Annotated in this window: 15 protein-coding genes and 1 pseudogene; 8 read left to right on the top strand and 8 right to left on the bottom strand. The window is 70.1% G+C overall.

Going from position 1 to position 25652, the window contains the following annotated elements; translation table 11 throughout:
- Positions 1–8 precede the first annotated feature (8 nt).
- The 5 genes from LC490_RS03280 (at position 9) to hemB (ending at position 15257) form a co-directional block, all read left to right on the top strand.
- Positions 9–11012, top strand: a complete 11004-nt coding sequence (locus tag LC490_RS03280) for a non-ribosomal peptide synthetase (protein WP_223619299.1) — start codon at positions 9–11, stop codon at positions 11010–11012.
- 233 nt (positions 11013–11245) lie between these two features.
- The gene (gene cysT / locus LC490_RS03275; protein WP_223619280.1) at positions 11246–12112 is read left to right on the top strand and encodes a sulfate ABC transporter permease subunit CysT; all 867 of its coding nucleotides are present in this window, start codon (positions 11246–11248) and stop codon (positions 12110–12112) included.
- Entirely contained in the window at positions 12105–12965 is an 861-nt protein-coding gene (cysW, locus tag LC490_RS03270; protein WP_051884424.1) for a sulfate ABC transporter permease subunit CysW, read from the top strand. The genes cysT and cysW overlap by 8 nt, the downstream gene beginning before the upstream one ends.
- A 20-nt stretch (positions 12966–12985) precedes the next feature.
- Positions 12986–14029 (top strand): sulfate/molybdate ABC transporter ATP-binding protein, encoded by a 1044-nt coding sequence (locus LC490_RS03265; protein ID WP_031370688.1) that lies wholly within the window; start codon positions 12986–12988, stop codon positions 14027–14029.
- A gap of 235 nt (positions 14030–14264) precedes the next feature.
- Entirely contained in the window at positions 14265–15257 is a 993-nt protein-coding gene (gene hemB, locus LC490_RS03260) for a porphobilinogen synthase (protein WP_223619279.1), read from the top strand.
- Positions 15258–15359: 102 nt separating this feature from the next.
- Here hemB and LC490_RS03255 read toward each other — a convergent pair.
- A pseudogene (locus LC490_RS03255) lies at positions 15360–16205 on the bottom strand (TolB-like protein); the annotation flags it as partial.
- A 116-nt stretch (positions 16206–16321) separates the two neighbouring features.
- Between LC490_RS03255 and aroE the strand changes: the two are divergent.
- Genes aroE through LC490_RS03240 form a run of 3 tightly spaced genes read left to right on the top strand, consistent with a single transcriptional unit; the run spans position 16322 to position 17887 of the window.
- Positions 16322–17191, top strand: a complete 870-nt coding sequence (gene aroE, locus LC490_RS03250) for a shikimate dehydrogenase (protein WP_031370685.1) — start codon at positions 16322–16324, stop codon at positions 17189–17191.
- A gap of 7 nt (positions 17192–17198) precedes the next feature.
- Complete coding sequence (locus tag LC490_RS03245; protein ID WP_223619277.1) at positions 17199–17627, top strand: DUF952 domain-containing protein; 429 nt, start codon at positions 17199–17201, stop codon at positions 17625–17627.
- A complete protein-coding gene (locus LC490_RS03240) occupies positions 17624–17887 on the top strand; it encodes a YkgJ family cysteine cluster protein (protein WP_051884423.1) in 264 nt (87 codons plus the stop codon). The genes LC490_RS03245 and LC490_RS03240 overlap by 4 nt, the downstream gene beginning before the upstream one ends.
- A 292-nt stretch (positions 17888–18179) precedes the next feature.
- On the opposite strand, the gene LC490_RS03235 is transcribed toward LC490_RS03240, so the two are convergent.
- From LC490_RS03235 to LC490_RS03205, 7 genes are read right to left on the bottom strand one after another with little or no spacing between them, the layout of a single operon-like run.
- On the bottom strand, positions 18180–19571 hold the full coding sequence (locus LC490_RS03235) for a DUF58 domain-containing protein (RefSeq protein ID WP_081930603.1): 1392 nt from the start codon (positions 19569–19571) through the stop codon (positions 18180–18182).
- On the bottom strand, positions 19568–20557 hold the full coding sequence (locus tag LC490_RS03230) for a MoxR family ATPase (protein ID WP_036147966.1): 990 nt from the start codon (positions 20555–20557) through the stop codon (positions 19568–19570). Before LC490_RS03230 ends, LC490_RS03235 begins: the two co-directional genes overlap by 4 nt.
- Positions 20554–21780: a DUF4350 domain-containing protein gene (locus tag LC490_RS03225; RefSeq protein WP_031370680.1), complete on the bottom strand. Its 1227-nt coding sequence runs from the start codon at positions 21778–21780 to the stop codon at positions 20554–20556. The genes LC490_RS03230 and LC490_RS03225 overlap by 4 nt, the downstream gene beginning before the upstream one ends.
- The gene (locus LC490_RS03220) at positions 21777–23453 is read right to left on the bottom strand and encodes a DUF4129 domain-containing protein (protein WP_223619276.1); all 1677 of its coding nucleotides are present in this window, start codon (positions 23451–23453) and stop codon (positions 21777–21779) included. Before LC490_RS03220 ends, LC490_RS03225 begins: the two co-directional genes overlap by 4 nt.
- Entirely contained in the window at positions 23450–24466 is a 1017-nt protein-coding gene (locus tag LC490_RS03215; protein ID WP_036147963.1) for a stage II sporulation protein M, read from the bottom strand. Before LC490_RS03215 ends, LC490_RS03220 begins: the two co-directional genes overlap by 4 nt.
- A complete protein-coding gene (locus LC490_RS03210) occupies positions 24463–25146 on the bottom strand; it encodes an RDD family protein (protein WP_031370677.1) in 684 nt (227 codons plus the stop codon). Before LC490_RS03210 ends, LC490_RS03215 begins: the two co-directional genes overlap by 4 nt.
- Positions 25146–25649 carry an RDD family protein gene (locus LC490_RS03205; RefSeq protein WP_223619275.1) on the bottom strand — a complete coding sequence of 168 codons (504 nt, stop codon included), beginning with the start codon at positions 25647–25649 and terminating at the stop codon, positions 25146–25148. The genes LC490_RS03210 and LC490_RS03205 overlap by 1 nt, the downstream gene beginning before the upstream one ends.
- Positions 25650–25652 lie beyond the last annotated feature (3 nt).

The raw sequence follows: 25652 nt of genomic DNA, 5'->3' as shown, positions 1-25652 counted from the left end.
AGGTCAAGCTGCGCGGCTTCCGCATCGAACTCGGCGAGATCGAAGCCGAGCTCGCCCGCGCCGGCTACCCGCGCAACAGCGCGATCGTGCGCGAGGACCGGCCGGGGCAGAAGCAGATCGTCGCCTATGTGGTCGCCGATACCACGAAACAGAACGAGATCGACCGCGACGCGCTGCGCGAGACCCTGGCCGCGCGCCTGCCCGAGTACATGGTCCCCGCCGTGGTCGTCGTCCTCGACGCCCTGCCGCAGTTGCTCAATGGCAAGCTCGACCGCAAGGCGCTGCCGGCACCGGACTTCGTCCCGGCTAGCCAACGCGCCCCGCGCAACCCACGCGAGCAGACCCTGTGCGCGCTGTTCGCCGAAGTGCTGGGCCTGTCCGACGAGCACGCCGCCCAGCTCGGCATCGACGACAGCTTCTTCGTCCTCGGCGGCCATTCGCTGCTCGCGATCCGCTTGATCAGCCGGATCCGCGCCGAACTCGACGTCGAGCTGTCGATCCGCAGCTTGTTCGAGCACACGACCGTCGCCGGTCTCGTACTCGCGCTCGACCCAAACCAAAGCCGCCGCCTGGCCTTGCGGCCTATGCCCCGGTCCGAGACTTTGCCGCTGTCGTTCGCGCAACGCCGGCTGTGGTTCCTGCACCAGTTCGAAGGCCCCAGCGCGACCTACAACATGCCGCTGGCGCTGCGCCTGGACGGCGAGTTGAACGTCGACGCGCTGCGCGCCGCGCTCGCCGACCTGTGCGAGCGCCACGAAAGCCTGCGCACCGTATTCCCGGCCGGCGAGGTGCCGACCCAACAAATACTCGAACGTGCGGCCCCCACTTTGGATGTCGTCGACAGCGACGAATCCGCTCTGGCCGATACGCTCTCGCACGCCGCCGCCTACGCCTTCGACCTGCGCCACGAGATCCCGCTGCGCGCGACCCTGGTCCGGCTCGGCCCGCAGCAGCACGCCTTGCTGCTGTTGCTGCACCACATCGCCGGCGACGGCGCGTCGCTGGCGCCGCTCGCGCGCGACTTGTCCGAAGCCTATGCCGCACGCCTCGACGGCAACGCACCGATCCGCGCGCCGCTGCCGGTGCAATACGCCGACTACACCCTCTGGCAACAACACCTATTGGGTGACGACGCCGATCCCGGCAGCCTGATCGCGGCACAGGTCGCTTACTGGCGCGACACCCTGGCCGGCCTGCCCGAGCAGATCGAACTGCCGAGCGACCGCCCGCGCCCGCCGCGCGCGAGCTATCGCGGTGGTCAGTGCGGCTTCGCCCTCGACGCCGACACCCATGCGCGCCTGCGCGCCATCGCGCGACGCCACCACGCGACTTTGTTCATGGTCCTGCGGGCCGCGCTGGCCGCAACCCTGACCCGGCTCGGCGCCGGCACCGACCTCGCCATCGGCACGCCGGTCGCCGGCCGCCAGGACGCCGCCCTGCACGAACTGGTCGGGCTGTTCCTCAACACCTTGGTATTACGCACCGACACCCGCGGCAACCCGCGTTTCAGCGAGCTGCTGGCGCGGGTACGCGCCACCGACCTGGCCGCATTCGAACACCAGGACCTGCCGTTCGAGCAATTGGTCGACACGCTGAAACCCGAGCGCTCGCTGAGCCACCACCCGCTGTTCCAGGTGCTGTTGGTGCTGCAGAACACCGAACAGGCCGAGCTGCAGCTGCCCGGCCTGCGCGCCCGCGCGGCCGAGTTCGCCCTCGATGTGGCCAAGTTCGATCTGAGCTTCGCCTTCTGCGAACGCTACCACCCCACCGGCCAGGCCGGCGGCCTCGACGGCGCGCTCGAATACGCCAGCGATCTGTTCGACCCGGCCACCGCCGAGGCGATCGCGCTGCGGCTGCAGCGCATGCTGATCGCCGTCGCCGAAGACGACGAACTGGCGATCGGTGCGGTCGAGTTGCTCGACCAGGCCGAACGCCGCCACCTGCTGCGCGAGTGCAACGGCACCACCCATGCGGTCGAGCTGGAATCGGTAGCGGCCGCGTTCGAACGCCAGGCCGCCGCGACCCCGCAGGCGATCGCCGTGGTCGGCGATGGCGTCGAGTGGAGCTACGCCGAACTCGACCGCCGCGCCGAAGCGCTCGCCCACGCACTGCGCCGTCGCGGCGCCGGCGCCGAACGCGGCGTCGCCCTGCTGCTGCAGCGTTCGCCCGACTTGGTCGTGGCGGTACTGGCCGTGCTCAAGACCGGCGCCTATTACCTGCCATTGCACGAACAGCATCCCGACGAGCGCCTGGGCCAGTTGCTGGCCGAAACCGCAGCCGCCGTGTTGATCGCCGATGCCGGCATCGATGCACGCCGCTTGCCGCATCCGAATCTGCTGCGTCTGGACCGCTTCGATTTCAACGCGTCCACCGAACCGCGTGCACGCAAGCCGGCCATCCATCCCGAGCAGCTCGCCTACGTGATGTACACCTCCGGCTCGACCGGGGTGCCGAAGGGCGTGGCCGTGCGCCAGCGCGACGTGGTCGAGTTCGCCCGCGACCGCCGCTTCGCCAGCGGCCACGAGACCGTGCTGCTGCATTCGACCCACGCCTTCGACGCGTCGACCTACGAGCTGTGGGTGCCGCTGTTGAACGGCGGGCGCCTCGTGGTCGCGCCGGCCGCTGCGCTCGATGCGCTCGATTTCCGCCGGCTCATCGCTCGCCATCGCCTGTCGACCTTGTGGCTGACCACCGGCCTGTTCCACGAATTCGCCGAGTCCGCACCGGACTTGTTCGCCGGCCTGGCGCAGGTCTGGACCGGCGGCGAAGTGCTGTCGGTCGATACCGTGCGGCGCCTGCAGGCACGGCACCCGCATCTGCACCTGGTGCATTGCTATGGCCCCACCGAGACCACCACCTTCGCTGTGAGCGGCGCGATCGCGGCATTGGACGAACACGCCCACAACGTCCCGATCGGCACGCCGCTCGACAATAGGCAGGTCTACGTGCTCGACGACGCGCTGCAGCCGGTACCGGCAGGCGTGCCCGGCGAGTTGTACATCGCCGGCGCCGGTTTGGCTCGCGGTTATCTGCATCGCCCGGCACTCAGCGCCGAGCGCTTCGTCGCCGACCCGTTCGCGGTCGGCCAACGCATGTACCGCTCCGGCGACCGCGTGCGCTGGCGCGATGGTCGCATAGAGTTCGTCGGCCGCAGCGACCAACAGGTGAAGATCCGCGGCTTCCGTATCGAACTCGGCGAGATCGAGGCTGCGCTCGCTCGCGCCGGTTGGCCGCACAACCTCGTCGTCGCCCGCGAAGACCGCCCGGGGCAGAAGCGGCTGGTCGCCTATCTGGTCGCTGCTCCCGCCGCGCTCGATCGCGAATCGTTGCGCCGCGCACTCGCCACGCAACTGCCCGAGTACATGCTGCCGGTCGCCTTCGTGGTGCTCGATCGCCTGCCCTTGACCGCGAACGGCAAGCTCGACCGCGCCGCCCTGCCGTCGCCCGATGCCGCCGCTGCGACCGGCGGCCGCGGCCCGCGCAACCCGGGCGAGCAGACTCTGTGCAGGCTGTTCGCCGAAGTCCTCAGCGTGCGACGCGTCGGCATCGACGACGACTTCTTCGCCCTCGGCGGGCATTCCTTGCTGGCCACGCGTCTGCTTGGCCGGATCCGCGCCGAGCTCGGCAGCGAAGTCGCGCTGCGCAGCCTGTTCGAGGCGCCGACGGTTGCGGCCCTGGCCCAGCGCCTCGCAAGCGGCGCACGCACGCGCCCGCCGCTGCGACGGCAGGAGCGGCCGGCGACCTTGCCGCTGTCGTTCGCGCAGCAGCGCCTGTGGTTCCTGCACCAGCTACAAGGCCCCAGCGCCACTTACAACATTCCGCTGGCCTTGCATCTGCAGGGCGAACTCGATGCGGACGCGCTCGAACGCGCCCTCAACGATCTGATCGCCCGTCACGAAAGCCTGCGCAGCATCGTCCCGCTGACCGATACGCCACAGCAGTGCGTGCTCGATCGCGCCGAGTTGCGTCTGGCGACGGTCGAACTCGACGAGTCCGACTTGCCGGCGGCGCTCAATGCCGCGGTCGCCCATGCCTTCGATCTGAGCCGGGAGCTGCCGCTGCGCGCGCAGTTGTTCCGGCTCGGCCCGCAACGGCACGCCCTGCTGCTGTTGCTGCACCACATCGCCGGCGACGGCGCCTCGCTGGCGCCGCTGGCGCGCGACCTCGCCAGCGCCTACGCGTCGCGGTTGCGAGACCAACCGCCGGCATGGATACCGCTGCCGGTGCAGTACGCCGACTACACCCTCTGGCAACGGCAATGGCTCGGCGACGAGCGCCACCCGGACAGCACGATCGCCCGACAGATCGGCTACTGGCGCGAAGCCCTCGCCGGCCTGCCGGAGCGCATCGCGCTGCCGCAGGACCGGCCGCACCCGCCGGCGGCGAGCCATCGCGGCCGGCGCCTGTCGTTCGCCGTCGACGCCGACACTCACGCGCGCCTGCTCGCGCTGGCGCAAGGCCGCAACGCCACCTTGTTCATGGCCCTGCACGCGGCCCTGGCCGCGACCCTGAGCCGGCTCGGCGCCGGCGACGACTTCGCCATCGGTACGCCGATCGCCGGCCGCGTCGATCCGGCCCTCGACGGTTTGATCGGCCTGTTCGTCAACACCCTGGTGCTGCGCAGCGACACCGCCGGCGACCCGAGCTTCGAGGAACTGCTCGACCGCGTGCGCCGCGTCGACCTCGCCGCCTACGAGCATCAAGACCTGCCGTTCGAGCATCTGGTCGAGGCCTTGAACCCGGCGCGCTCGCTGTCGCATCACCCCTTGTTCCAGGTGATGCTGAGCCTGCAGAACGGCATCGGCGCCGATGCCGAACTGGTATTGCCCGGCCTGAGCCTGCGCACCCAGGCCTTCGACCTCGACATCGCCAAGTTCGAGCTCAGCATCGGCTTCAGCGAATGCCATGACCGCGACGGCCGCCCCGATGGACTCGACGGCAGCATCGAGTACGCCACCGATCTGTTCGACGACGCCACGGCACGCGATATCGCCGAATGCCTGCAACGCCTGCTGCGCGCGGTCGCGATCGACCCGAGCCGACCGATCGGCGGCATCGCCCTGCTCGGCGAAGACGAACGGCAGCGGCTGCTCGCAAGCGGCCGCGGCGACGAGGCTGTCGAGCCGATCACCGTGAGCGCGGCCTTCGAGCGCCAGGTCGCCCTCACGCCGACCGCGCCGGCCCTGGTGTTCGGCGACAGCGTGCTGAGCTACGCCGAACTCAACCGCCGCGCCAATCGCCTCGCCCATACCCTGATCGGCCGCGGCATCGGCCCGGAAGACCGGGTCGCGCTGGTGTTGCCGCGCTCGCCGCACACCCTCGTCGCGGTGCTCGGCGTGCTCAAGGCCGGCGCCGCCTTCGTGCCGCTGGACCCGGAGTATCCGCTCGATCGCCTCGCTTACATGCTCGACGACGCCAGCCCGCGCCTGAGCATCGGCGACCGCGCCGGCCGCGCCCGCTTGCCGGCACTGGCCGACGCGGCCTGGTTCGGCCTCGACGACGAGGCCAACCTCGCCGCGATCGACGACAGCCCGCTGCACAACCCGAGCGATCGCGAACGCACGAGCGCGCTGCGGGTGCAGCACCCGGCCTATGTCATCTACACCTCCGGCTCCAGCGGCCGGCCCAAGGGCGTGGTCGTCGCTCACGCCGGCATCGCCAACCTGATCGAAAGCGGTGTCGAACCGCTCGCCATCGGCGCCGATGCGCGCGTGCTGCAGTTCGCCTCGCTGAGTTTCGATGCCGCGTTCTGGGAGCTGTGCATGGCGCTGCTGTCCGGCGCCGCACTGGTGATGGCCGAGTCCGAGCGCCTGCTGCCGGGCCCGGCCCTGACCGCAACGATGCGCGCGCATCGCATCACCCATGCGCTGTTGCCGCCGGCGGTGTTGTCGCTGTTGAAGCCGGACGACCTGCCGGACTGCCGTCGCCTGATCGTCGGCGGCGATGCCTGTGCACCCGCGCTGGCCCATGCCTGGGCGCAAGGCCGCGGCTTGATCAATGCCTACGGCCCGACCGAGACCACGATCTGCACGAGCATGACCGCGCCACTGGCGAGCGACGCCGTGGCATCGCAGCACCGCTTGCCGATCGGGCACGCGGTGCGCGGCAGCCGCTTGCATGTATTGGATGCGCGCCTGCGTGCGGTGCCGGTCGGCGTGCCCGGCGAGCTCTACATCGGCGGCCCGGGGTTGGCGCGCGGATACCTCGATCGCCCCGGCCTGAGCGCCGAGCGCTTCGTCGCCGACCCCGATGCGCCCGGCGAACGCATGTACCGCTCCGGCGATCTGGCGCGCTGGCGGCGCGACGGCCAGCTCGAATTCCTCGGCCGCGCCGACCGCCAGCTCAAGCTGCGCGGCTTCCGCATCGAACCCGGCGAGATCGAGGCCGCACTGGCCGAGGCCGGTTTCCCGCACAACACCGTCGTCGCACGCGAAGGCCCGCACGATCAGCCGCGCCTGGTCGCGTATCTCGTTGCTGCGAACGTCGACACCGCGGCGCTGCGGCGCCGGCTCGCGTTGCGCCTGCCCGAGCACATGCTGCCGGCGGCCTTCGTCGTCCTCGAACGCTGGCCGCTGACGCCGAACGGCAAGCTCGACCGCCGCGCCTTGCCGGCGCCCGGGCTCGATGCGGCCGCGGCCGAACACTACGCAGCGCCGCGCGGCGAGGTCGAACGAACCGTCGCGGCGCTGTGGCAGGAATTGCTGAGCCTGCCGCGGGTCGGCCGCCACGATCACTTCTTCGAGCTCGGCGGGCACTCGCTGTTGGCGGTGCGCTTGATCGAACGCATGCGCCAGGCCGGGCTGATCGCGCGCGTGCGCCTGCTGTTCGCTCAGCCGACCCTGGCCGCCTTCGCCGCCTCGGTGGAAACCGCGGCAATCGAACATTGCGCGCAGCCCGAGGTGCCCACGTACGCGATCCCCGCCGATAGCACCGCGATCACGCCGTCGATGCTGCCGCTGGCGAATCTGAGCCAGGCTGCGATCGACCGTTTGATCGCCGAAGTGCCCGGCGGCATCCGCAACGTCCAGGACATCTACCCGCTCGCGCCCTTGCAGGAGGGACTGCTGTACCACCACCGCACCGCCCAGGCCGGCGACCCTTATCTGCTGCAAGCGCTGTTCCGCTTCGACAGCCGCGCCCGCCTCGACGCGTTCCGCGACGCTTTGCAGGCGGTGATCGACCGCCACGACATCCTCAGGACCGCGATGGCCTGGGAGGGCCTGGCCGAACCGGTGCAGGTGGTGTGGCGACGCGCGCAGCTGCCGATCGAGGAGATCGCCCTGGACCCGGGGGCCGGCGCTGTCGCCGCGCAGTTGCAAGCCCAGGTCGATCCGCGTACGCGTCGGCTCGACGTGCGTCGCGCGCCGCTGCTGCGCTTGAGTTGCGCACACGACGGCGCCGACGGCCGTTGGGTCGGTGCGCTGCAGTTTCATCACATGGCCCTGGACCACACCGCACTCGAGGTGGTGCAACGCGAGATGCAGGCTTTCCTGCACGGCGAGATGGCGAGCCTGCCCGCGCCGGTGCCGTACCGCGACTACGTGGTGCAGGCGACCCTCGCCCAAGGCCAGGCCGCGCACGCAGCCTTCTTCCGCGACCTGCTCGGCGATGTCGACGAACCGACCCTCGCGTTCGGCGTCGACGGATCGCCGGCCAAGAGCCACGACAAACCCGGCGCGCCCGACGCCACAACGGGCGACGACGAAGCCCACGAGGAACTAGGCAGCGAACTCGATCAGCGCCTGCGCGCACAGGCGCGGCAACTCCGGGTCAGCGTGGCGAGTCTGCTGCACCTGGCCTGGGCGCAGGTGTTGGGACGGTTGAGCGGACGCGACGACGTGGTGTTCGGCACGGTGCTGTTCGGCCGTTTGCATGGCGCCGCGCACTCCGATCGCGCCCTGGGCATGTTCATCAACACTTTGCCTTTACGCGTCGCACTGACCGCAGACGTCCGTGCAGCGGTGCAGGCCACCCACGCAAGCCTCGCCGCGTTGTTGGAACACGAACACGCGCCGCTGGTGCTGGCGCAGGCCTGCAGCGGCGTCGCCGCGCCGCGGCCGCTGTTCAACAGCCTGCTCAACTACCGCCACAGCGCGCCGACCGCCGACGCCGCCTGGCCCGGCATCGAGGCCCTGGACTCGGCCGCGGGCGAACGCACCCACTATCCGCTGACCGTGGCGGTCGACGACCTGGGTACGGGCTTTGCCCTCGGCGTGCGCACCTGTGCCGGCATCGATGCCGCGCGCGTTTGCGCCTGCCTGCGCCAGTCGCTCGAATCCCTGGTCGACGCGCTCGAACACGCGCCGCACACGCCCGTGCTCGGTCTCGAAGTCTTGCCGCCGCCGCAGCGCGAGCAAGTCCTGGTCGGCTTCAACACGCCGCAGATGGACGCCGCTGAAGACGACTGCCTGCATCGCCGTTTCGAGGCGCAGGCCGCGCGCAGCCCGGACGCGGTCGCGCTGAGCTACGAAGGCGCCGCGCTGACCTACGCCGAGCTCAACGCCCGCGCCAACCGGGTCGCCCATCGCCTGCTCGCACTCGGCATCGCGCCCGACGACCGCGTCGGCCTGTGCGCCGAGCGCGGGCCGGAGTTGGTGATCGGCGTGCTCGGCATCCTCAAGGCCGGCGCCGGCTATGTGCCCTTGGACCCGGCCTATCCGGCCGAACGGCTGCGCTATCTGCTCGACGACAGCGCGCCGGTGGCGGTGCTGGCGTCGTCGCAGATGCACGAGACGCTGGGCGCGACCTCGGTACCGCTGCTCGAACTGAGCGCCGAGGCCTTCGCCGACCTGCCGACGCACGACCCGCAGTTGCCCGCGCTCGGGCCCCGACATCTGGCCTACGTGATCTACACCTCGGGTTCGACCGGACAAGCCAAGGGCGTGATGGTCGAACACCGCCAGGTCGCGCGCCTGTTCGCCGCGACCGCGGCGCAGTTCCGGTTCGGCGCCGACGACGTCGGCGTGCTGTTCCATTCCTTCGCCTTCGATTTCTCGGTCTGGGAGCTGTGGGGCGCCTTGCTGCACGGCGGGCGGCTGCTGCTGGTGTCGCGAGCGACCAGCCGTTCGCCGCAAGAGTTCTACGAATTGCTGTGCCGCGAAGGCGTGACCGTGCTCAACCAGACCCCGACCGCGTTCCGTCACCTGATCGCCGCGCAGAGCCGCAGCCAGCACCGCTTGCGGGTGGTGATCTTCGGCGGCGAAGCGCTGCAGACGAACCTGCTCGCCCCCTGGTACCGGCGCGCCGACAACGCACGCACCCAGTTGGTCAACATGTACGGCATCACCGAGACCACGGTGCACGTGACCTATCGCGCCCTGAGCGCAGCCGACGCCGAGCGCAACGGCGCCAGCCCGATCGGGCGCGCCCTCGCCGACCTGCGCGTCTACGTGCTCGACGCGCAGCGCCAACCGCTGCCGATCGGCGCGATCGGCGAGCTCTACGTGGCCGGCGCCGGCGTCGCGCGCGGTTATCTGCATCGCCCGGCGCTGACCGCGGAACGCTTTCTCGACGATCCGTTTTGGCCGAGGGCGGCGCACGCGCGCATGTACAAGACCGGCGACCTGGGCCGCTGGTTGCCCGACGGCAGCCTCGAATACCTCGGCCGCAACGACGATCAGGTCAAGATCCGCGGCTTCCGCATCGAGCTGGGCGAGATCGAGGCGGCCTTGCAGCAAGTCGCAGGCATCGAGCAGGCGCTGGTCGTCGCGCGCGACGACAGCCCCGGCGCGCTCGTTGAGGCCGGTCCTGCTGTCGATGGTCCCGCCGAGAAACGCCTGATCGCCTATTACACCGGCCCGTCGCTGCCGGCCGAAACCTTGCGCGCGCGGCTGCAGGCGCGCTTGCCCGAGCACATGCTGCCGGCGGCCTATGTGCACCTGCCGCAGTGGCCGCTGACCGCCAACGGCAAGCTCGACCGCAAGGCCTTGCCGGCCCCGGACCTGGATGCGGTCGCGACCCGCCGCTACGAAGCGCCGCGCGGCAAAGTCGAGACCACGCTCGCCGGCATCTGGTGCGAGCTGCTCAAGCTCGACCGGGTCGGCCGCCACGATCACTTCTTCGAACTCGGCGGCCATTCGCTCAAGGCGATCAACCTGGTCGCGCGCGTCGCCGAGGCCTTCGACGGCCAGTCGCTGTCGTTGCTGGCCTTCTATGCGCAGCCGACGATCGCGGCGCTGGCGCAGTCGCTGCAAGCCGGACAGGCCGCGGCCTACGACCCGGTGCCGCAGTTGTTGGCGAGCCGCGCCCGCAGCGAACTGACGCTGCTGTGCGTGCCCTATGCCGGCGCCTCGGCGACGATGTTCCGACCGCTCGCCGAGCACCTGGCCGCATTGGACCCGCGCATCAGCGTGTATGCGGTGGCGATGCCGGGCCGCGACGACGCCGAGGCCGACGCCGGACTGCGCGACCTCGATGCGCTGGCCGCGCTCTGCGTCGAGCGCCTGCTGGCGAAGACCGACGGCGAGATCGGTCTGTACGGCCACTGCGTCGGCAGCGTGCTGGCGCTGGAAATCGCCCGCCGCCTGGAAGCGGCCGGGCGGCCGCTGAAGTTCGTCTGCGTCGGCGGGGTGCTGCCGCTGTCGAGGCTGTCGCGATGGTTGCTCGGGCGCGACCCCTGGAAGTCCACCAGCGATGCGCAACTGCGCGAACTGATCAGGGCCTGGGGCGGGTCGACCGAGGGCCTGCACGAGGACGCGTTGCAGCGCCTCAGTGCCGGCTTCCGCCAGGACGCCCGCCTGGCCGCGGCCCACCTCAAAGGCCGGCCGCCGCCGCGGATCCAGGCCCCGCTGTTCAATATCAACAGCGAGGACGACCCGCTGACCCGCGGCCATCGCCGCAAGTACCGGCGTTGGCGGGCCTGCTCGGAGCGGGTCCACGCCATCGTCCTGGCCGACGGCGGGCATTATTTCGTCAGCCGGCAGCCGGCGCAGGTCGCCGCCATCGTCCACGCCATCGACCGGGGCCACGGCCTGCTGGGCCGCAGCCGCGGCGGCGTCATCGACTGGGGCTGAGCGCCAGGCGCTCCGGCGATCACCGCGGGCCGGCCTCCGCGCCGGCCCGATCCGGCCGGCCGGTCGCCGCCGCGCAAGGCCTGCGCGGCTTCACCCGCCGCGAATCCGGGCCGCCCCATCCTGCCCATATCGCCATCTCGCACCTCGAAACAACCAACGCGCATTTCCCTAGGCGCTGGCCGCTGGGATAGCGTCCCCCCCTCTGTCCCTATCCAGACGGCCGCCCACGCCACATGAGCGAGCACGCCCTGCCCCTACCGACCTCCGCCGTTCGCTGGCGCCGGCCGTTGCCCGGTTTCGGGCTCGGCCTGGGGCTGGGCCTGACCTGGCTCGGCCTGGTCGTGCTGCTGCCCTTGGCGGCGCTGATCCTGCGCTCGGGCGGGCTCGGGCTGGACGGCTGGTTGCGCGCGATCGGCGATCCGCGGGTGATCGCCTCGCTCAAGGTCAGTTTCGCCACCGCCTTCATCGCCGCGGTGTGCTCGCTGCTCGGCGGCGCCCTGATCGCCTGGGTGCTCGAACGCTACCGCTTCGGCGGCCGGCGCCTGCTCGACGCCCTGGTCGACCTGCCGTTCGCCCTGCCGACCGCGGTCGCCGGCATCACCCTGGCGGCGATCTACGACGAGAACGGCTGGGTCGGCCAGTTGCTGCAGCCGCTCGGCATCAAGCTGGTCAACAACACCACCGGCATCGTCATCGCCCTCATCTTCATCGGCCTGCCGTTCGCGGTGCGCACCGTGCAGCCGGTGCTCGAAGCGCTGGGCCGCGAGCAGGAAGAGGCCGCGGCCTCGCTTGGCGCCTCGCGCCTGACCACCTTGCGGCGGGTGATTCTGCCCGAGCTGCTGCCGGCGCTGCTGACCGGTTTCTCGCTCGCGTTCGCGCGCGGCCTCGGCGAGTTCGGTTCGGTGATCTTCATCGCCGGCAACCTGCCGATGAAGACCGAGATCGCGCCCTTGTTGATCACCATCCGCCTGGAAGAAGAAGGCGGCGTGACCGCGGCGATCGTGTTGGCGACCTTGCTGTTGCTGATGTCCTTCGCCTGCCTGGTCGCGATCAACGCCGCCTCGGCCCTGTTCGCACACGGGAGCCGCCGCGATGGCTGACGCGCGCGACCAATTGCAGGAACCGGCCTGGGTCCGCTGGACTCTGATCACGCTCGCCGTGGCGATCATGGCCCTGGTGCTGGTGCTGCCGCTGCTGATGCTGCTCGGCGCCGCGTTCGGCAGCGGCCTCAAGGTCTGGATCGCCGCGGTGACCGAACCGCACACCTTGTCGGCGCTGCGCCTGACCCTGCTGACCGCGGCGGTGGTGGTGCCGGTCAACGCGATCTGCGGCGTGTTCATGGCCTGGGCGCTGACCCGTTTCGAATTCCGCGGCAAGCGCACCTTGTTGGCCTTGATCGACCTGCCGTTCGCGGTGTCGCCGGTGGTCGCGGGCCTGTGCCTGGTGCTGTTGTTCAGCCCGACCCACGGTTACTTCGCCGATCTTCTCAATCAGTACGACATCAAGATCCTGTTCGCCACGCCCGGCATCGTCCTGGCGACCATGTTCGTGACCTTCCCGTTCGTGGTGCGCGAACTGATCCCGCTGATGGAGCAACAGGGCAGCGACGAAGAACTCGCCGCCCGCTCGCTCGGCGCCAGCGCCTGGACCATGTTCTTCCGCGTGACCCTGCCGAACATCAAGTGGGGCCTGTTGTACGGCGTGCTGTTGTGCAGCGCGCGCGCGATGGGCGAATTCGGCGCGGTCACGGTGGTGTCGGGCAACATCATGGGCAAGACCAACACGCTCTCGCTGCACGTCGAGGTGTTGTACAAACAACTCGGCGGCGAAGCCGCGGCCGCGTTCGCCGTCGCCTCGCTGCTCGCCGGCCTGGCCCTGGTCACGCTGGTGTTCAAGATCTGGCTCGAGGCACGTCACGGCGACGCGCTCGCGCGTTCGCATCGCCGACATTGATTCACAGGTAATCGCCCGACATGGATCTGCACATTCAAGCCATCGCCAAGCGCTACGCGACCGTCGCCGCGCTCGACTCGGTCGACCTCGACGTCGCCTCGGGCGAACTGGTCGCCTTGCTGGGGCCTTCGGGCTCGGGCAAGACCACCTTGCTGCGGGTGATCGCCGGCCTGCTGCAGCCCGATTCGGGCCGCCTGCTGTTCGGCGACCAGGACGCGACCCGGCTGAGCCTGCGCGAGCGCAATGTCGGCTTCGTGTTCCAACACTACGCCTTGTTCAAGCACATGAGCGTGGCCGAGAACATCGCCTTCGGCCTGCGCAGCCGGCCGCGTGCGCGCCGGCCCGACAAAGCCACCATCGCCCAGCGCGTGCAGGAGTTGTTGAACCTGATCCAGTTGCCGGAACTCGGCGCGCGCTATCCGGAACAGCTGTCGGGCGGGCAGAAGCAGCGCGTCGCCCTGGCCCGCGCGCTCGCGATCGACCCGACCGTGTTGCTGCTCGACGAACCCTTCGGCGCGCTCGACGCCAAGGTCCGCATCGAACTGCGCCGCTGGTTGCGGCGCCTGCACGACCAGACCGGACAGACCACCTTGTTCGTCACCCACGACCAGGAAGAAGCGCTGGAGCTGGCCGACCGCGTGGTCGTGCTCAAGGACGGCCGTATCGAGCAGGTCGGCACCCCGGACGAGATCTACAGCGCGCCGGCCTCGGCCTACGTGTTCGACTTCATCGGCCGCGCCAACGTCATCGAAGGCCAGACCGAAGGCGGCCAGCTCTCGGTCAACGGCCACGCCCTGCGCCTGCCGGTCGACAGCCACAGCCGCAGCCGCGCGCGTTTGTACGTGCGCCCGCACGACATGGCCCTGGTCGCCGACGGCGAAGGCCTGCCGGCCCGGGTGCTGTCCGCGCACCGCCTGGCCGAACGCATCACCCTGGAATTGTTGGTCGAAGGCCAGGTGCGGCCATTGGAACTCGACCTGGTGGCGACCCCGGACGCGGTCACCCCGGCCCCCGGCAGCACCGTGCACGTGCGCCCGCTGCGGTATCGGGTGTATTCGGACTGAGCCGCAGCCGGCGGGCGACGCGAGTTGCCGCCCAAGCATGCGGCCGCCAGCGCCAGCCTCCCAAGCCCCAGGGCTGAATGCGTATATTCGGCCCGAACAGGCAAACCCGGCCGGGCTCCCTGGCTTCGGCACGCGCGCCTCCAAACATCTCTGCGGTTGGCAGAACGCAGCGTCCGCCTCCGGGCGCGACCGCCGGTCGCAGGTCGCCGCGACCGCCGGGGGTAAACTAGCGCCCATGACCTATCCCTATTCGCGCCCGCGGCGGATGCGCCGCGACGAATTCTCGCGACGCCTGATGCGCGAGACCGTCCTCACCGCCGACGACCTGATCTATCCGGTGTTCGTCCACGAACTCGACGGCCGCGCGCCGGTCGGCTCGATGCCCGGCATCGAACGTCTGTCGATCGACGAACTGCTGCGCGTCGCCGAACGCGCCAGCGAGCTGCGAGTGCCCGCGCTCGCGCTGTTCCCGGTCACCGCGCCGGAGGCCAAGTCGCTCGACGCGGTCGCCGCCTGGGACGAAGACGGCCTGTGCCAACGCGCGATCCGTGCGCTCAAGCAGCGCTTCCCCGAACTCGGCGTGATCACCGACGTCGCCCTCGACCCCTACACCAGCCACGGCCAGGACGGCCTGGTCGACGACAGCGGCTACGTCATGAACGACGAGACCGTCGAAGCCCTGGTCAAGCAGGCGCTGTCGCACGCCGCCGCCGGCGCCGACGTGGTCGCGCCCAGCGACATGATGGACGGCCGCATCGGCCAGATCCGCAACGCGCTCGAGCTCGACGGCCACATCCACACCCGCATCCTCGCCTACAGCGCCAAGTACGCGTCGAGCTTCTACGGCCCGTTCCGCGATGCGGTCGGCTCGGCCGGCGCGCTCGGCAAGGGCAACAAATACACCTACCAGATGGACCCGGCCAACAGCGACGAGGCGCTGCGCGAAGTCGCGCTCGATCTCGACGAAGGCGCCGACATGGTCATGGTCAAGCCGGGCATGCCCTACCTCGACATCGTGCGCCGGGTGAAGGACGAATTCGGCGTGCCGACCTTCGTCTACCAGGTCAGCGGCGAGTACGCGATGCTGCGCGCGGCGATCCAGAACGGCTGGCTCGACGAACGCGGCTGCGTGATGGAAGCGCTGACCTCGATCAAGCGCGCCGGCGCCGACGGCGTGCTGACCTACTTCGCGCTCGATGCGGCGCAGTGGATGCGCGAGGCGCGCTGAGGCCTCGCTCGACACCGCGCAGGCAAACGCAGCATCGGCGCGACGCCGCCTGCTGCGTTTCGCACGGCGTCGCCATCGCGGCGCTCGCAGTGCGCATGCCGATCAGTGCGCCGCGCTCGCGACGCAACCGTCCTGGCCCGTCGCCGCCGGCGCCTTCATCCGGTACAAATCCATCTTGCCGGCGCGCGGCGCTTTCGCCGAGCCGGTGACCAACAGCTCGCCGGGCTTGTTCCAGTCGATCGCCGGGCCGAGCGTGTGGGCCTCTTCGGTATTGAACGACAGGGCGAGCGGCGCGGCCTGCGCATAGCGCGCGCCGTCGCAATGCGCGACATACAAACGGATGGACAGTTTCTCCACGTCCTTGGAACGGGCGAACACGAGGGTCTTGCCGTCGCCGAGCCAGGCGGCATCGAATTCGTCGTCGGCGCTGTTCACGCCGGGCACCGGCTTGGGGTCGACGAAGGCCTGGCCGTTCCAGTGGGCGACGAACAAATCGTGACGGCCGCTGCCGCCGAAGCCGTCGCTGGCGAACAAGAGATGACGGCCGTCGCGGCTCGGCGTCGGCGCCCATTCGTCGCCGCGGCCGTTGACGCCGCGGCCCAGGTTTTCTACCGGGCCATAGCCGCCGTCGTCGCGCACCGCGGCGCGATAGAGATCGTCGCCGCCGTGGCCGCCGGGGCGGTTGGAAAAGAAGTACAGCCAGCGCCCGTCGGCACTGAAGGCAGGGTCGAAATCGTTGGCCTTGGCGTTCAGCGGCAACGGCTTCGCGTCCTGCCAGCGGCCATCGATCAGACTGGCCTGCCACAGGTCCCAGCCGCCGGCGCCGCCGCTGCGGTCGGTGCTGCCCCAGACGATGCGCCGTCCGTCGGGAGACACGGCCGCGCGCACCTCACTGTGCACGGTTGAAACAACTCCCATGCCTTCTATGCCGAATTCGGACAGGGCCGCCTGAACCGTGCTGGCGAGCCCGCAGGCGAGGAGTAGACTGAGGCCGAACCGGACCCTGGCGTGCCGCATCGTGCGTCTCCCGAACTAGGGTCACCAGTCTAGAACGAGGCGCGTCCATGTCGATCGATTCCAGTTCGTCCAGCCCTGTCCTTCGCTATGCGGTCTTCGGTCATCCGGTCGCGCACTCGCTGTCGCCGCGCATCCATGCCGCGTTCGGGCGCCAGCTCGGCATCGCCCTGGAATACACCGCCATCGACGCCGCGCCGGAGCAGTTCGACGTCGCCCTCGCCGCGTTCGCGGCCGAAGGCGGCCTCGGCGCCAACATCACCCTGCCGCTGAAGACGCGAGCGGCGAGCATCTGCAGCCACCTCAGCGAACGCGCGCAACGCGCCGGCGCGGTCAACACCCTGATCCGCAGTGCGACCGGCTGGGAAGGCGACAACACCGACGGCACCGGCCTGATCCGCGACCTCACCGAACGCCACGGCCTGGACCTGCGTTCGCGCCGCACCTTGCTGATCGGCGCCGGTGGCGCCGCGCGCGGCGTGGCCCCGGCCCTGCTGGATGCCGGCATCGGCGATCTCTACATCGTCAACCGCACCAGCGAACGCGTCGACGCCCTGGCCGACGCGCTCGGCATGCCCGGCCGCGTGCATCCGCGTTATCTCGCCGACGTCGCCACGCTCGGCAACTTCGACCTGATCGTCAACGCCACCTCGGCCGCGCGCGACGACGCCATGCCGACCCTGCCGATGAGTCTGGCGACGCCGCGCACCGCCGCGGTCGACTTGAGCTACGGCGAGGTCGCGATTCCGTTCCTGGCCTGGGCCAAGGTCGCCGGCGCGCACGACCGCATCGACGGGCTCGGCATGCTGGTCGAACAGGCCGCCGAGAGCTTCGAGCGTTGGCACCGCAAACGCCCGGACACCGATCCGGTCTACGCGATGCTGCGCGAACGCGCCGACGCCCTGGTCACCGCCGACTGACCCGGCGATGACGGCGATCGACCGCGACGCGGCGCCCGACGACGGCGCCGCGACCGTTTCCGGCCCCGGCGAGCACAAGCCGACGCCGGGAGCGGACTTCGCCGGCGCCCACCCCGGCCCCCGCCCCGACACGATCTTTCATTTCGCCGCGCCGGCCGACTGGCACCGGGCGCAGGCCACCGGCGCCTATGCCCCGGACGGCTGGATGCGCGAAGGCTTCGTGCATTGCGCGACGCAGGCGCAACTCGCCGGCGTCATCGAACGCCATCAACGCGGGCGCGGCGCCTTGCTTCTGCTGAGCATCGACGCGGCCGCGCTCGGCACGACCCTGCGCTACGACTGGAGCGAACGCAGCGACGATTATTTCCCGCACGTGTACGCGCCGATTCCCTTGGACTCGGTACGCGCGGTCGAGCCGTTCACGGCGCCGCCATGAGCTTCGCCTGCCGCAGCCATTGCGGCGCCTGCTGCATCGCGCCTTCGATCACCTCGCCGATCCCGGGCATGCCGCACGGCAAACCGGCCGGCATCCCCTGCGTGCAACTCGACGACGAACTGCGCTGCCGTTTGTTCGGCAAGCCGGAGCGGCCGGCGTTCTGCGGTTCGCTGCAGCCATCGCGCGAGATGTGCGGCGAGGATCGCGGGCAGGCGATGCAGTGGTTGGACTGGCTGGAAGCGCAGACTCGGCCGGGGTGAGCGCTTGGCTTTGCGGACGTCGCTGCGTTCAGATCGCGGCGACGGGGCATAAAGCAAATCCCCCCTACCCCCTTTTCCAAAGGGGGAACAGCGACGGCGTTGCGGTTGCGAGCTTGCTTCGATGCTCCTGCCGGTGCTGCGGTTGCAGGCTAGCTTCGGCGCTCCTGCCTTTGCCCCCTTAGAAAAAGGGGGCGAACGAGGGCGTAGCGGTCGTGGGGGATTTGCCGTTGCTGTTGCTGCTGACGTTGTCTTGATCCGCCTTAGCCGAGCGCATCAAGCAGCTCGCGGATTCTCAAAGCAAGCCGTCGCGCTTCACCGCCAGGTACTTCTCGACCAAGGATGCCGCCAGCTGATCGCAGCTGACGTCCAGCACCATCACCCCGTGGTTGCGCAGGGCTTCGTGGGCGGCGACGCGGTGTTCGAGGTATTGCGCGGTGGCGCCGGCGCGGATCGCACCGGGCAGGTCGGCGACTTCTTCGGCGAGCGCCTGATCCAGCGAGCCTTCGCGCAGGCTGGCGACGCAGACCAGATGGCGACCACGCAGCATGCGCACGGCGGCGAGCAGGTCGTCCATGTCCTCGTCGCGCAGGTTGGTCACCAGCATCACCAACGAACGGCGGCGTTGGCGCAACGACAGTTCGGTCGCCGCGGCGAGGAAGTCGGTGGCGACCGGCTGCGGCTGCAGGGCGTAGCTGGCGCGCAGCAGGTTGTCGATCGCGCCGACACCGCGCTGCGGCGGCACCCAGCGGCTTTCGCCGCCGCTGGCCAGCAGGCCGACGCCGTCGCCCTGGCGCAAAGCCAGATAGGCCACGACCAGGGCCGCGTCGAGCACATGGTCGAAATGCGAATGCTCGCCGTCGCGCGCCATCAGGCGGCGACCGGTGTCGAGCATCAGCACCAGTTGTTGATTACGCTCGTCCTGGTACTCGCGCGAGATCAACCGGCGCGCACGCGCGGTCGCTTTCCAGTCGATCTGGCGCAGGCTGTCGCCGACGCGGTATTCGCGCATCTGATGGAAGTCGGTGCCTTCGCCGCGACGGCGCTTGACGTGCGCACCGACCAGGCGCGAGGCCTGTTCGGCGCTGAACATCGCGAACTTGGCCAGCGGCGCGAAGTTGGGGAACACGCGCACGCGCTGGATCTCGCCGCCGATGCGCGACTGCCACCACAGCCCCCACGGCGAGTGCAGGCGCAGTTGCACGCCGTCGAACTGGAAATCGCCGCGCATACCGGGGCGCAGTTCGTACTCGAAGCTGGCGCTCTCGCCGCGACGCAGGTCGATCCGGCGCGGCAGGTTGCGCATGCTCCAGTTGCCGGGATGCAAGTCGAAGGCATCCAGGCGTTGCCGGCGATCAGCCTCGAATTCGAGGGTGACCGGGCGTTCGACGCCGATCGCCCAGGTGTCGTGCATGCTGCGCCTCGCCCGCGGCGTCGGCGCGTACAGCAGACGCAACAGATCGACGATCGCGAGCAGCACGATGACGAGGGTCGCCACCTGCCAGGCCGCGGCTTGCACCCAACCCACGCTCGCGGCCAGGCCGAGCGCCGACCACGGCAGCGCGAGCCAGATCCAGCGCGGCGCCGGCCGTGCCCAACCGCGACGCGGCAGGGCGCGGTCGCGCGGCACCGTCAGGCCGGCGCTGGCGGCGGTGACTGGCAGCGGCGGTGGCGCGGCGCGGCTCATTGCCGGGGCGCTTCGACCTTGGCCAACAGCGCCTGCAACACGTCGTCGGGCGACTGGCCTTCGATCTGCAGCTCGGGCGCGAGCGCGATGCGATGGCGCAGGGCCGGCTTGGCGATCTCGCGCACGTCGTCGGGGGTGACGAAATCGCGCCCCGACAGCACCGCTTGCGCGCGCGCCGCGCGCACCAGGGCGAGACTGCCGCGCGGACCGGCGCCGAGGGCGATGCCGGCCCAGTCGCGGGTGGTGCCGACGATGCGCACGACGTAGTCGATCACCGTCTCGTCGACGCGCACCAGGGCAGTGCCCTGCTGCATCGCGACGATCTCTTCCGGGCCGAGCACGCGCCGCACCTGCGACAGATCGAAGTCCGACGCGCTGCGGCCCAGGCTGACCGCGGTGACCATGCGCTTTTCGTCGGCGCGGGTCGGGTAGCCGATCAGGATCTTCAGCAGGAAGCGATCGAGCTGCGCTTCCGGCAAAGGATAGGTGCCTTCCTGTTCGACCGGGTTCTGCGTGGCCAGGGTCAGGAACGGCGGCGGCAACTCGAAGCTGTGGCCTTCGATCGTCACCTGCAGTTCCTGCATCGCCTCCAGCAGCGCCGACTGGGTCTTGGCCGGGGCGCGGTTGATTTCGTCGGCGAGCAGCAGGTTGGTGAATACCGGGCCGCGGCGGATGTTGAAGCTCTCGGTCTTCGGGTCGTAGACCGCATGGCCGCTGATGTCGCTGGGCATCAGGTCGGGGGTGAACTGGACGCGTGCGTAGCCGCAGTCCAGGGCCTTGGACAGCGCGCGCACGACCAGGGTCTTGCCGAGCCCGGGCACGCCTTCGAGCAGCGCGTGGCCGCCGGCGAGCAGAGCGATCAGGATCTGGTCGAGCACGTCGGCCTGGCCGATGAAGGCCTTGCCGACTTCGTCGCGCACGGCGGCGGCGCGTTCGGCCAGCGCGGTGCCGGTGATCGGGACGAGCGGAGCGGCGTCGAGGCTCATAAGCGGTTTCTCATGCGGATCAAAGTGGCGATGCGGGCGCGGAACGCGGCGTGGTCGCGGGCCGGCGGCGGAGTGAGGGCGTCGCGGATGTCGTTGGCGGCGATCGGCGCCGGATCGGCCTTGAAGCGCTCGATCAACAACGCGATCTGCGGCTCGCCGTCGAGCGCGGCGGCGTAGGGATCGCGGCGGCGCAGGCGGGCGATGAAGGCGCGGCGCGCCGATTCGTACAGGCGCGGGCCGTAACCGTAGCGATAGACGTGCTCGCCGCTGGCGACGATGTGTTCGAGCAGCGAACGCCGCTCCAGCGCCGGTGCCGGGCGCAGCGGACCGAAGCGCTGGGTGCGTTGCCACAGCCAGCCGAGCAGGCACAGCAGCAGCGGCAACCAGGCCATCCAGCTGTCGCGCAGCAGGGTCTTCCACAGCTTCGGCACTTCGGCGGCGTAGATCAGGTGCACGGTGCCGGCGCGGTAGTTCGGCGCCAGCACCTGGCGCGCGAATGCGGCATTGGCCGGCGCGGCGATCTCGTCGTCGCCCATGCCGATGCTGTCGAGCAAGGGGTTGCCGGTGCCGGTGCGGTTGGACAGGAAATCCAGGTCCGCGAGCACGTCGACATGGCCCTTGCCGCGCGGCAAGCGCACGTAGACGTAGGCGCTGTCCTCGCCGCCCCAGGCGTAATCGGGGTCGGCGTCGCTGTTGTAAAAATAGAAACGGCGCGCCGAGCAGAACACCTGCTGCGGCTCCAGGCCGCGCTCGTACAGGCCGACGCATTCGTTACGCAGGTACTCCGGATCGGCGGCGTCGCTGGCATCGAGCAGGGTGATGCCGAGCGCATCGAGCACCGGCACCGGCGAATCGCCGACCTGGTCCTGCAGCGGCGGCGTGCGCACGATCAGATGGCCGCCGCGCTCGACCCAGCCGAGCAGGGCCTCGGCTTCGCTGGCGGCCAGCGTGCGCGGGTCACGGTAGATCAGCACCGTGTCGCGCGTCTGCAGCGGATGGGTCGACAGTTGCAGACGCTGGCGCGCCTCGACCTTGACCTTGTCGCGTTGCAGGGCAAGCTTGAGCACATACAGCGGGTTGCTCGCGGCCTCGCCGCTGCGCGCGGCGGCGACGGTTTCCTCGACCTTGTGGTAGTCGCGGCGCCACAGCGCGCCGACGATCAGCACCAGCACGATCAGCAGGGCCGCACCGGCGCCGACGAGGCTCAGGCCGGCGCGGTTCATGCCGCCCACCCGAAACGCCGGCTCAGCTGGCCCACCAGATCGTCGAAGTCGTCGCCGCTCGGCAGGGTCTCGGCATAGGCCGCGTACTGCCAGGTGCGCACCGCGCGCGCGAAGGCCTCGCGGTCCTCGGCCGAGGCCAGCTTGCGCGAGGCGCGCAGGCACTGGGCCTCGGTCGCGCCCGGCACCAATACGATGTCGGCGCGTTGCGCCATCGATTCGACCGCGGCGCGGTACATCAAGGCCAGCGCATCGCGACGGCGGCCGGCCTGCCACAGGCGGCGGATCGCGGTCGGAATATCGTCGGGCAGCGGCTCGTGTTCGGGCAACGGCGCGTTGCGCACGTCGCCGGGCGCCTCGTCCTCTTCGATGCCGCCGTCGCGGAACCAGCCGAGCCAGCGCGAGGCGGTCAGCAGCAGGGCGACGACGATCAAGGCCACCACGCCCCACATCAGCACTTGCAGGAATCCCGCCACGCCGCCGCTGAGGCCCTTGAACAGGCCCTCGTTGATGGCTTGGTCGCGCTTGTTCTCGGATTTCTTCTTGGTGCTCTCGGACTTGGCTTTCCAGACACTCTGCTTGCGCTTGGGGTCGACGGTCGGATCTTTCATCGCCCGGGCGACCGCATCGTGCAGGCCGCGGTCGTCGCTGCGGCCGTCGCGGTAGACCTCGCCGAGCGTCGACGGCAGGCGGCGCGCTTTCTTGCCGTCTTCGAGGTAATCGCGGATCGGCGCCTCGGCCGGCGCTTCGGCTTCCGCTTCCTCGTCTTCGCTGTCGGCGGCGACAACGTCCTCGCCCGCGTCCGTTTGCGTGTCCGTGCTCGCGGCGACACTGGTCTCGACTGCAGGCGGCGTTTGCGCGGCGGCGTCCGGCGAGAAGCCGATCATCGCGCACAGCACCAGCAGCATCGGCGCAGCCGCGGCGGTAAGGCGCGCGCGCAGGCGGCGGAACACGATCTCGATGTCCCAGCCTTCGATCTGGGTACGGCGGTTGAGATACAGCCCGAAGCCGGCGCCGACGTAGAACGGCTCGATCACGCTGACCGCGCCCCAGGCCAGCACGTTGAACAAGGCGCTGAGCCATTGCGGCTCCACTCCGATCGCTTCGATCAACGACTTGAAGGTGTCGGGCAGGTAATCGAACGGCACGAACATCAGGCCGCCGAGCACGCTGCCGATGATGATCGCGAACTCGAAATGCACGCAGACCAAGGTCAGCAGCGCGCACACGCCGTACACCGGCGCGCCGAGCGCGGAACGGCGCTGGCGCGCCTCGGCGCCGTCGCCGCCTTCCAGCAGGTCCACCGGCAGGTACAAGGGCCGGGCCGGGCTGAGCCGGCGCCAGGTCAGATACGGCAGCCACCAGCGCGCGCCCCAGCGCAGTTGCGCGCGCACGGTCTGGCGCGTGCTCGGGGTTTCGCCGAACACCGCGCGCGAAATCACGAACAGCGGGATGCGATCGAACCAGGGCTTGAGCCACCACATCAGCAGGCCCGACAACCACAACAGGTCGAGGGCCCAGCCGGCGGCATTGAGCAGCACCAGGATCGGCAAGGTCACGAGCAGCCACGGCTTCCAGATCGCGCCGGCCTGGCTGCGCACCAGGGCCATGCCGAGCTCGCAGGCTTCCCACGCAGTGCGCGGGCGCAGCGAAACCGTCAGCGCTTCGAGCTTCATGCCGCGTCTTCGTCGTCGCGGTGGACGGCGTTACGCCCGCCGCGCAGCAGCCACAGGCCGACCAACACCCACAACGCCAGGCCGACGCCGTACTTGATCGCCGCCGGCACGCTGCCGATCGACGACCAGAACGCTTCGACGAACGCCGCGAACACCAGCATCGCGAACACGCCGATGCAGATCAACGCGCCGCGGCGGCCGCCATGGATCAGCGAATCGATGCGCCGGCGCTGCCCGGGCGCGATCAGGCTCAGGCCCAAGCGCAGGCCGGCACCGCCGGAGATGACGATGGCGGTGAGCTCGGGCGCCGAATGGCCGGCGACGAAGCGCCAGAAGGGTTCGCCGTGACCGACCGCCTGCAGATGCCCGGCGACGCCGCCGATCATCACGCCGTTGAAGATCAGCACGAACACCGTGCCGAGCCCGGCCACCAGGCCGCTGGCGAAGGTCTGGAAACCGATGCCGACGTTGTTGCCGATGTAGTGGGCGAACATCTGCAGGTCGTCTTCGTTGGTGCGGCCGAGGGCGCTGTCGGGCCGGGCCGGGTCGTACATCTGCTCGAAGCGGACCAGCGACTGCGCGTCGAACAGGCCGGCGGCGAGTTCCGGGCGCACCTGGATGGCGACGAAGATGCTGATCAGCGGCAGCCAGAACAGCAGCGCCGCGGCCAGCATGCAGCGCCACTCGGCGCGGACCAGGCGCGGGAAACCGGCCAATAAGTACTCGGCCGAACGCCGCCAATGCACCGGCTTGGTCCGGTACAGCACGCTGTGGCCGCGTTGCATGAGTTGCTGCAGGCGATCGGTGACCACCGCGCTGTAGCCGCGCCGCCGCGCCAGGGCCAGTTGCTGGCACAGGCGGCGGTGGCGCTCGGGAATCTTGTCGTCGCGCAGGCCGGTCCAGTCGCGGCGATGGCTGCGGGCGTTGCGTGCGCTCGAGGCGCGCATCTCCAGCCAGCGCTCGAGTTCGCGCCACTCGGCCTCATGACGGGCGACGAAATGCTCCTGCCTCATCGCCGCCCCAGCAACCAGTTGGCGATGCCGTACAACCGCATCACTGCGGTTTCGCCGCGGGCCTGGGTCAGCGCTTCGGTCAGGTCGGCGAGTTCGGCCTGGCGCGCCGCGGTCAGGTTCGGGCCGCGCTCGGCGAACGCGACCACCGCGGCCTGCTCGTGCGGCAGCAACACCATCGACGGCGCCAGCGGCGGGCTGACCGCGGCGGCGCGGATGTCGGTCTGGCGCGCGGCGTGCACGACCAGGGTGCCGGCGACCATATCGCCGAGGCGGCGGCCCCAGGGATCGATGAGGCTGGTGATCAGGCCGACCGCATAGCAGACCGGCAGCGCATCGACGACACGCAGCAGGTTGCGGGTGAACGACGCCATCCAGCCGACCGGGGCGCCGTCGGCGGCGACCACGCGCAGGCCGAGCGCCCACTTGCCGGGCGTGCGGCCCTGCATGAGCACCTCGAACAGCACCTGGTAGAACCAGGTCATCACGAACACGGCCAAGCCCAGGATGGCGTTGCCGGCCTCGCCGAACAGGCCGACCAGGGCGCGGAACAAGGCCACGTAGATGACCGCGCGCAAGGCCAGATCGATCATCCAGGCCAGCGCGCGCGGTACCGGTCCGGCCGCGCGCAGGTGCAAGGCCACGCCCTCCGGCGTCACCACCTGGCGGTACGTGTCGAGCATCAGGCGTTGATGACCTTCGTATCCGCCATCAGGTCATGCAGGCACAGGCTGTCTTCGCCGAAGATCCACAGCACGTTGACCAGGGCGAAGACGCTGCCGAGGCAGGGAATCGCCTCGATCAGGGCGATCACGAACATGCGCAGGCCGAGGATGCGGCCGAGCGACGCCGGGGTGCCGTCGGTGCGCACGATCTTGATGCCGATCCAGCGTTTGCCGAGGGTCTGGCCGCTCTCGTTGAGCAGGACGAGGTTGTAGACGAACAGGCCGAGCATGAGCAGGAAGCTCAGGCCCATCATGGCCATCTGGATCGCCGAGGGTTCCTTGCTTTCCGGATCGATCGCGACGGCGATGAACATCGGCAGGAAACACACCAGATACAGGCCGCCGTCGATCAAGCGGGCGACCAGGCGCATGCCGCGGTCGGCGCGTACGGTTTGTTGCCATTCGGCATTCGGCAGCGCCGGCGCATTCGGCGCGGCGTACGGATTCTGCGTTTCTTCCATGTA

The sequence above is a fragment of the Lysobacter sp. ESA13C genome, assembly GCF_019970005.1.
GTDB lineage: Bacteria > Pseudomonadota > Gammaproteobacteria > Xanthomonadales > Xanthomonadaceae > Lysobacter > Lysobacter antibioticus_B.
Note: the sequence above shows the minus strand (reverse complement) of the source record. Positions and strands in the feature narration are given on the sequence as shown.

Excerpts from the sequence above, each read along its gene's own strand:
- LC490_RS03230 (WP_036147966.1), bottom strand. The coding sequence starts at position 20,557 with ATGAGCCTCGACGCCGCTCCGCTCGTCCCGATCACCGGCACCGCGCTG.
- cysW (WP_051884424.1), top strand. The coding sequence starts at position 12,105 with ATGGCTGACGCGCGCGACCAATTGCAGGAACCGGCCTGGGTCCGCTGG.
- LC490_RS03215 (WP_036147963.1), bottom strand. The coding sequence starts at position 24,466 with ATGAGGCAGGAGCATTTCGTCGCCCGTCATGAGGCCGAGTGGCGCGAA.
- LC490_RS03265 (WP_031370688.1), top strand. The coding sequence starts at position 12,986 with ATGGATCTGCACATTCAAGCCATCGCCAAGCGCTACGCGACCGTCGCC.
- aroE (WP_031370685.1), top strand. The coding sequence starts at position 16,322 with ATGTCGATCGATTCCAGTTCGTCCAGCCCTGTCCTTCGCTATGCGGTC.
- LC490_RS03240 (WP_051884423.1), top strand. The coding sequence starts at position 17,624 with ATGAGCTTCGCCTGCCGCAGCCATTGCGGCGCCTGCTGCATCGCGCCT.
- LC490_RS03205 (WP_223619275.1), bottom strand. The coding sequence starts at position 25,649 with ATGGAAGAAACGCAGAATCCGTACGCCGCGCCGAATGCGCCGGCGCTG.
- LC490_RS03235 (WP_081930603.1), bottom strand. The coding sequence starts at position 19,571 with ATGAGCCGCGCCGCGCCACCGCCGCTGCCAGTCACCGCCGCCAGCGCC.
- LC490_RS03225 (WP_031370680.1), bottom strand. The coding sequence starts at position 21,780 with ATGAACCGCGCCGGCCTGAGCCTCGTCGGCGCCGGTGCGGCCCTGCTG.
- LC490_RS03220 (WP_223619276.1), bottom strand. The coding sequence starts at position 23,453 with ATGAAGCTCGAAGCGCTGACGGTTTCGCTGCGCCCGCGCACTGCGTGG.
- LC490_RS03210 (WP_031370677.1), bottom strand. The coding sequence starts at position 25,146 with ATGCTCGACACGTACCGCCAGGTGGTGACGCCGGAGGGCGTGGCCTTG.
- hemB (WP_223619279.1), top strand. The coding sequence starts at position 14,265 with ATGACCTATCCCTATTCGCGCCCGCGGCGGATGCGCCGCGACGAATTC.
- LC490_RS03245 (WP_223619277.1), top strand. The coding sequence starts at position 17,199 with ATGACGGCGATCGACCGCGACGCGGCGCCCGACGACGGCGCCGCGACC.
- cysT (WP_223619280.1), top strand. The coding sequence starts at position 11,246 with ATGAGCGAGCACGCCCTGCCCCTACCGACCTCCGCCGTTCGCTGGCGC.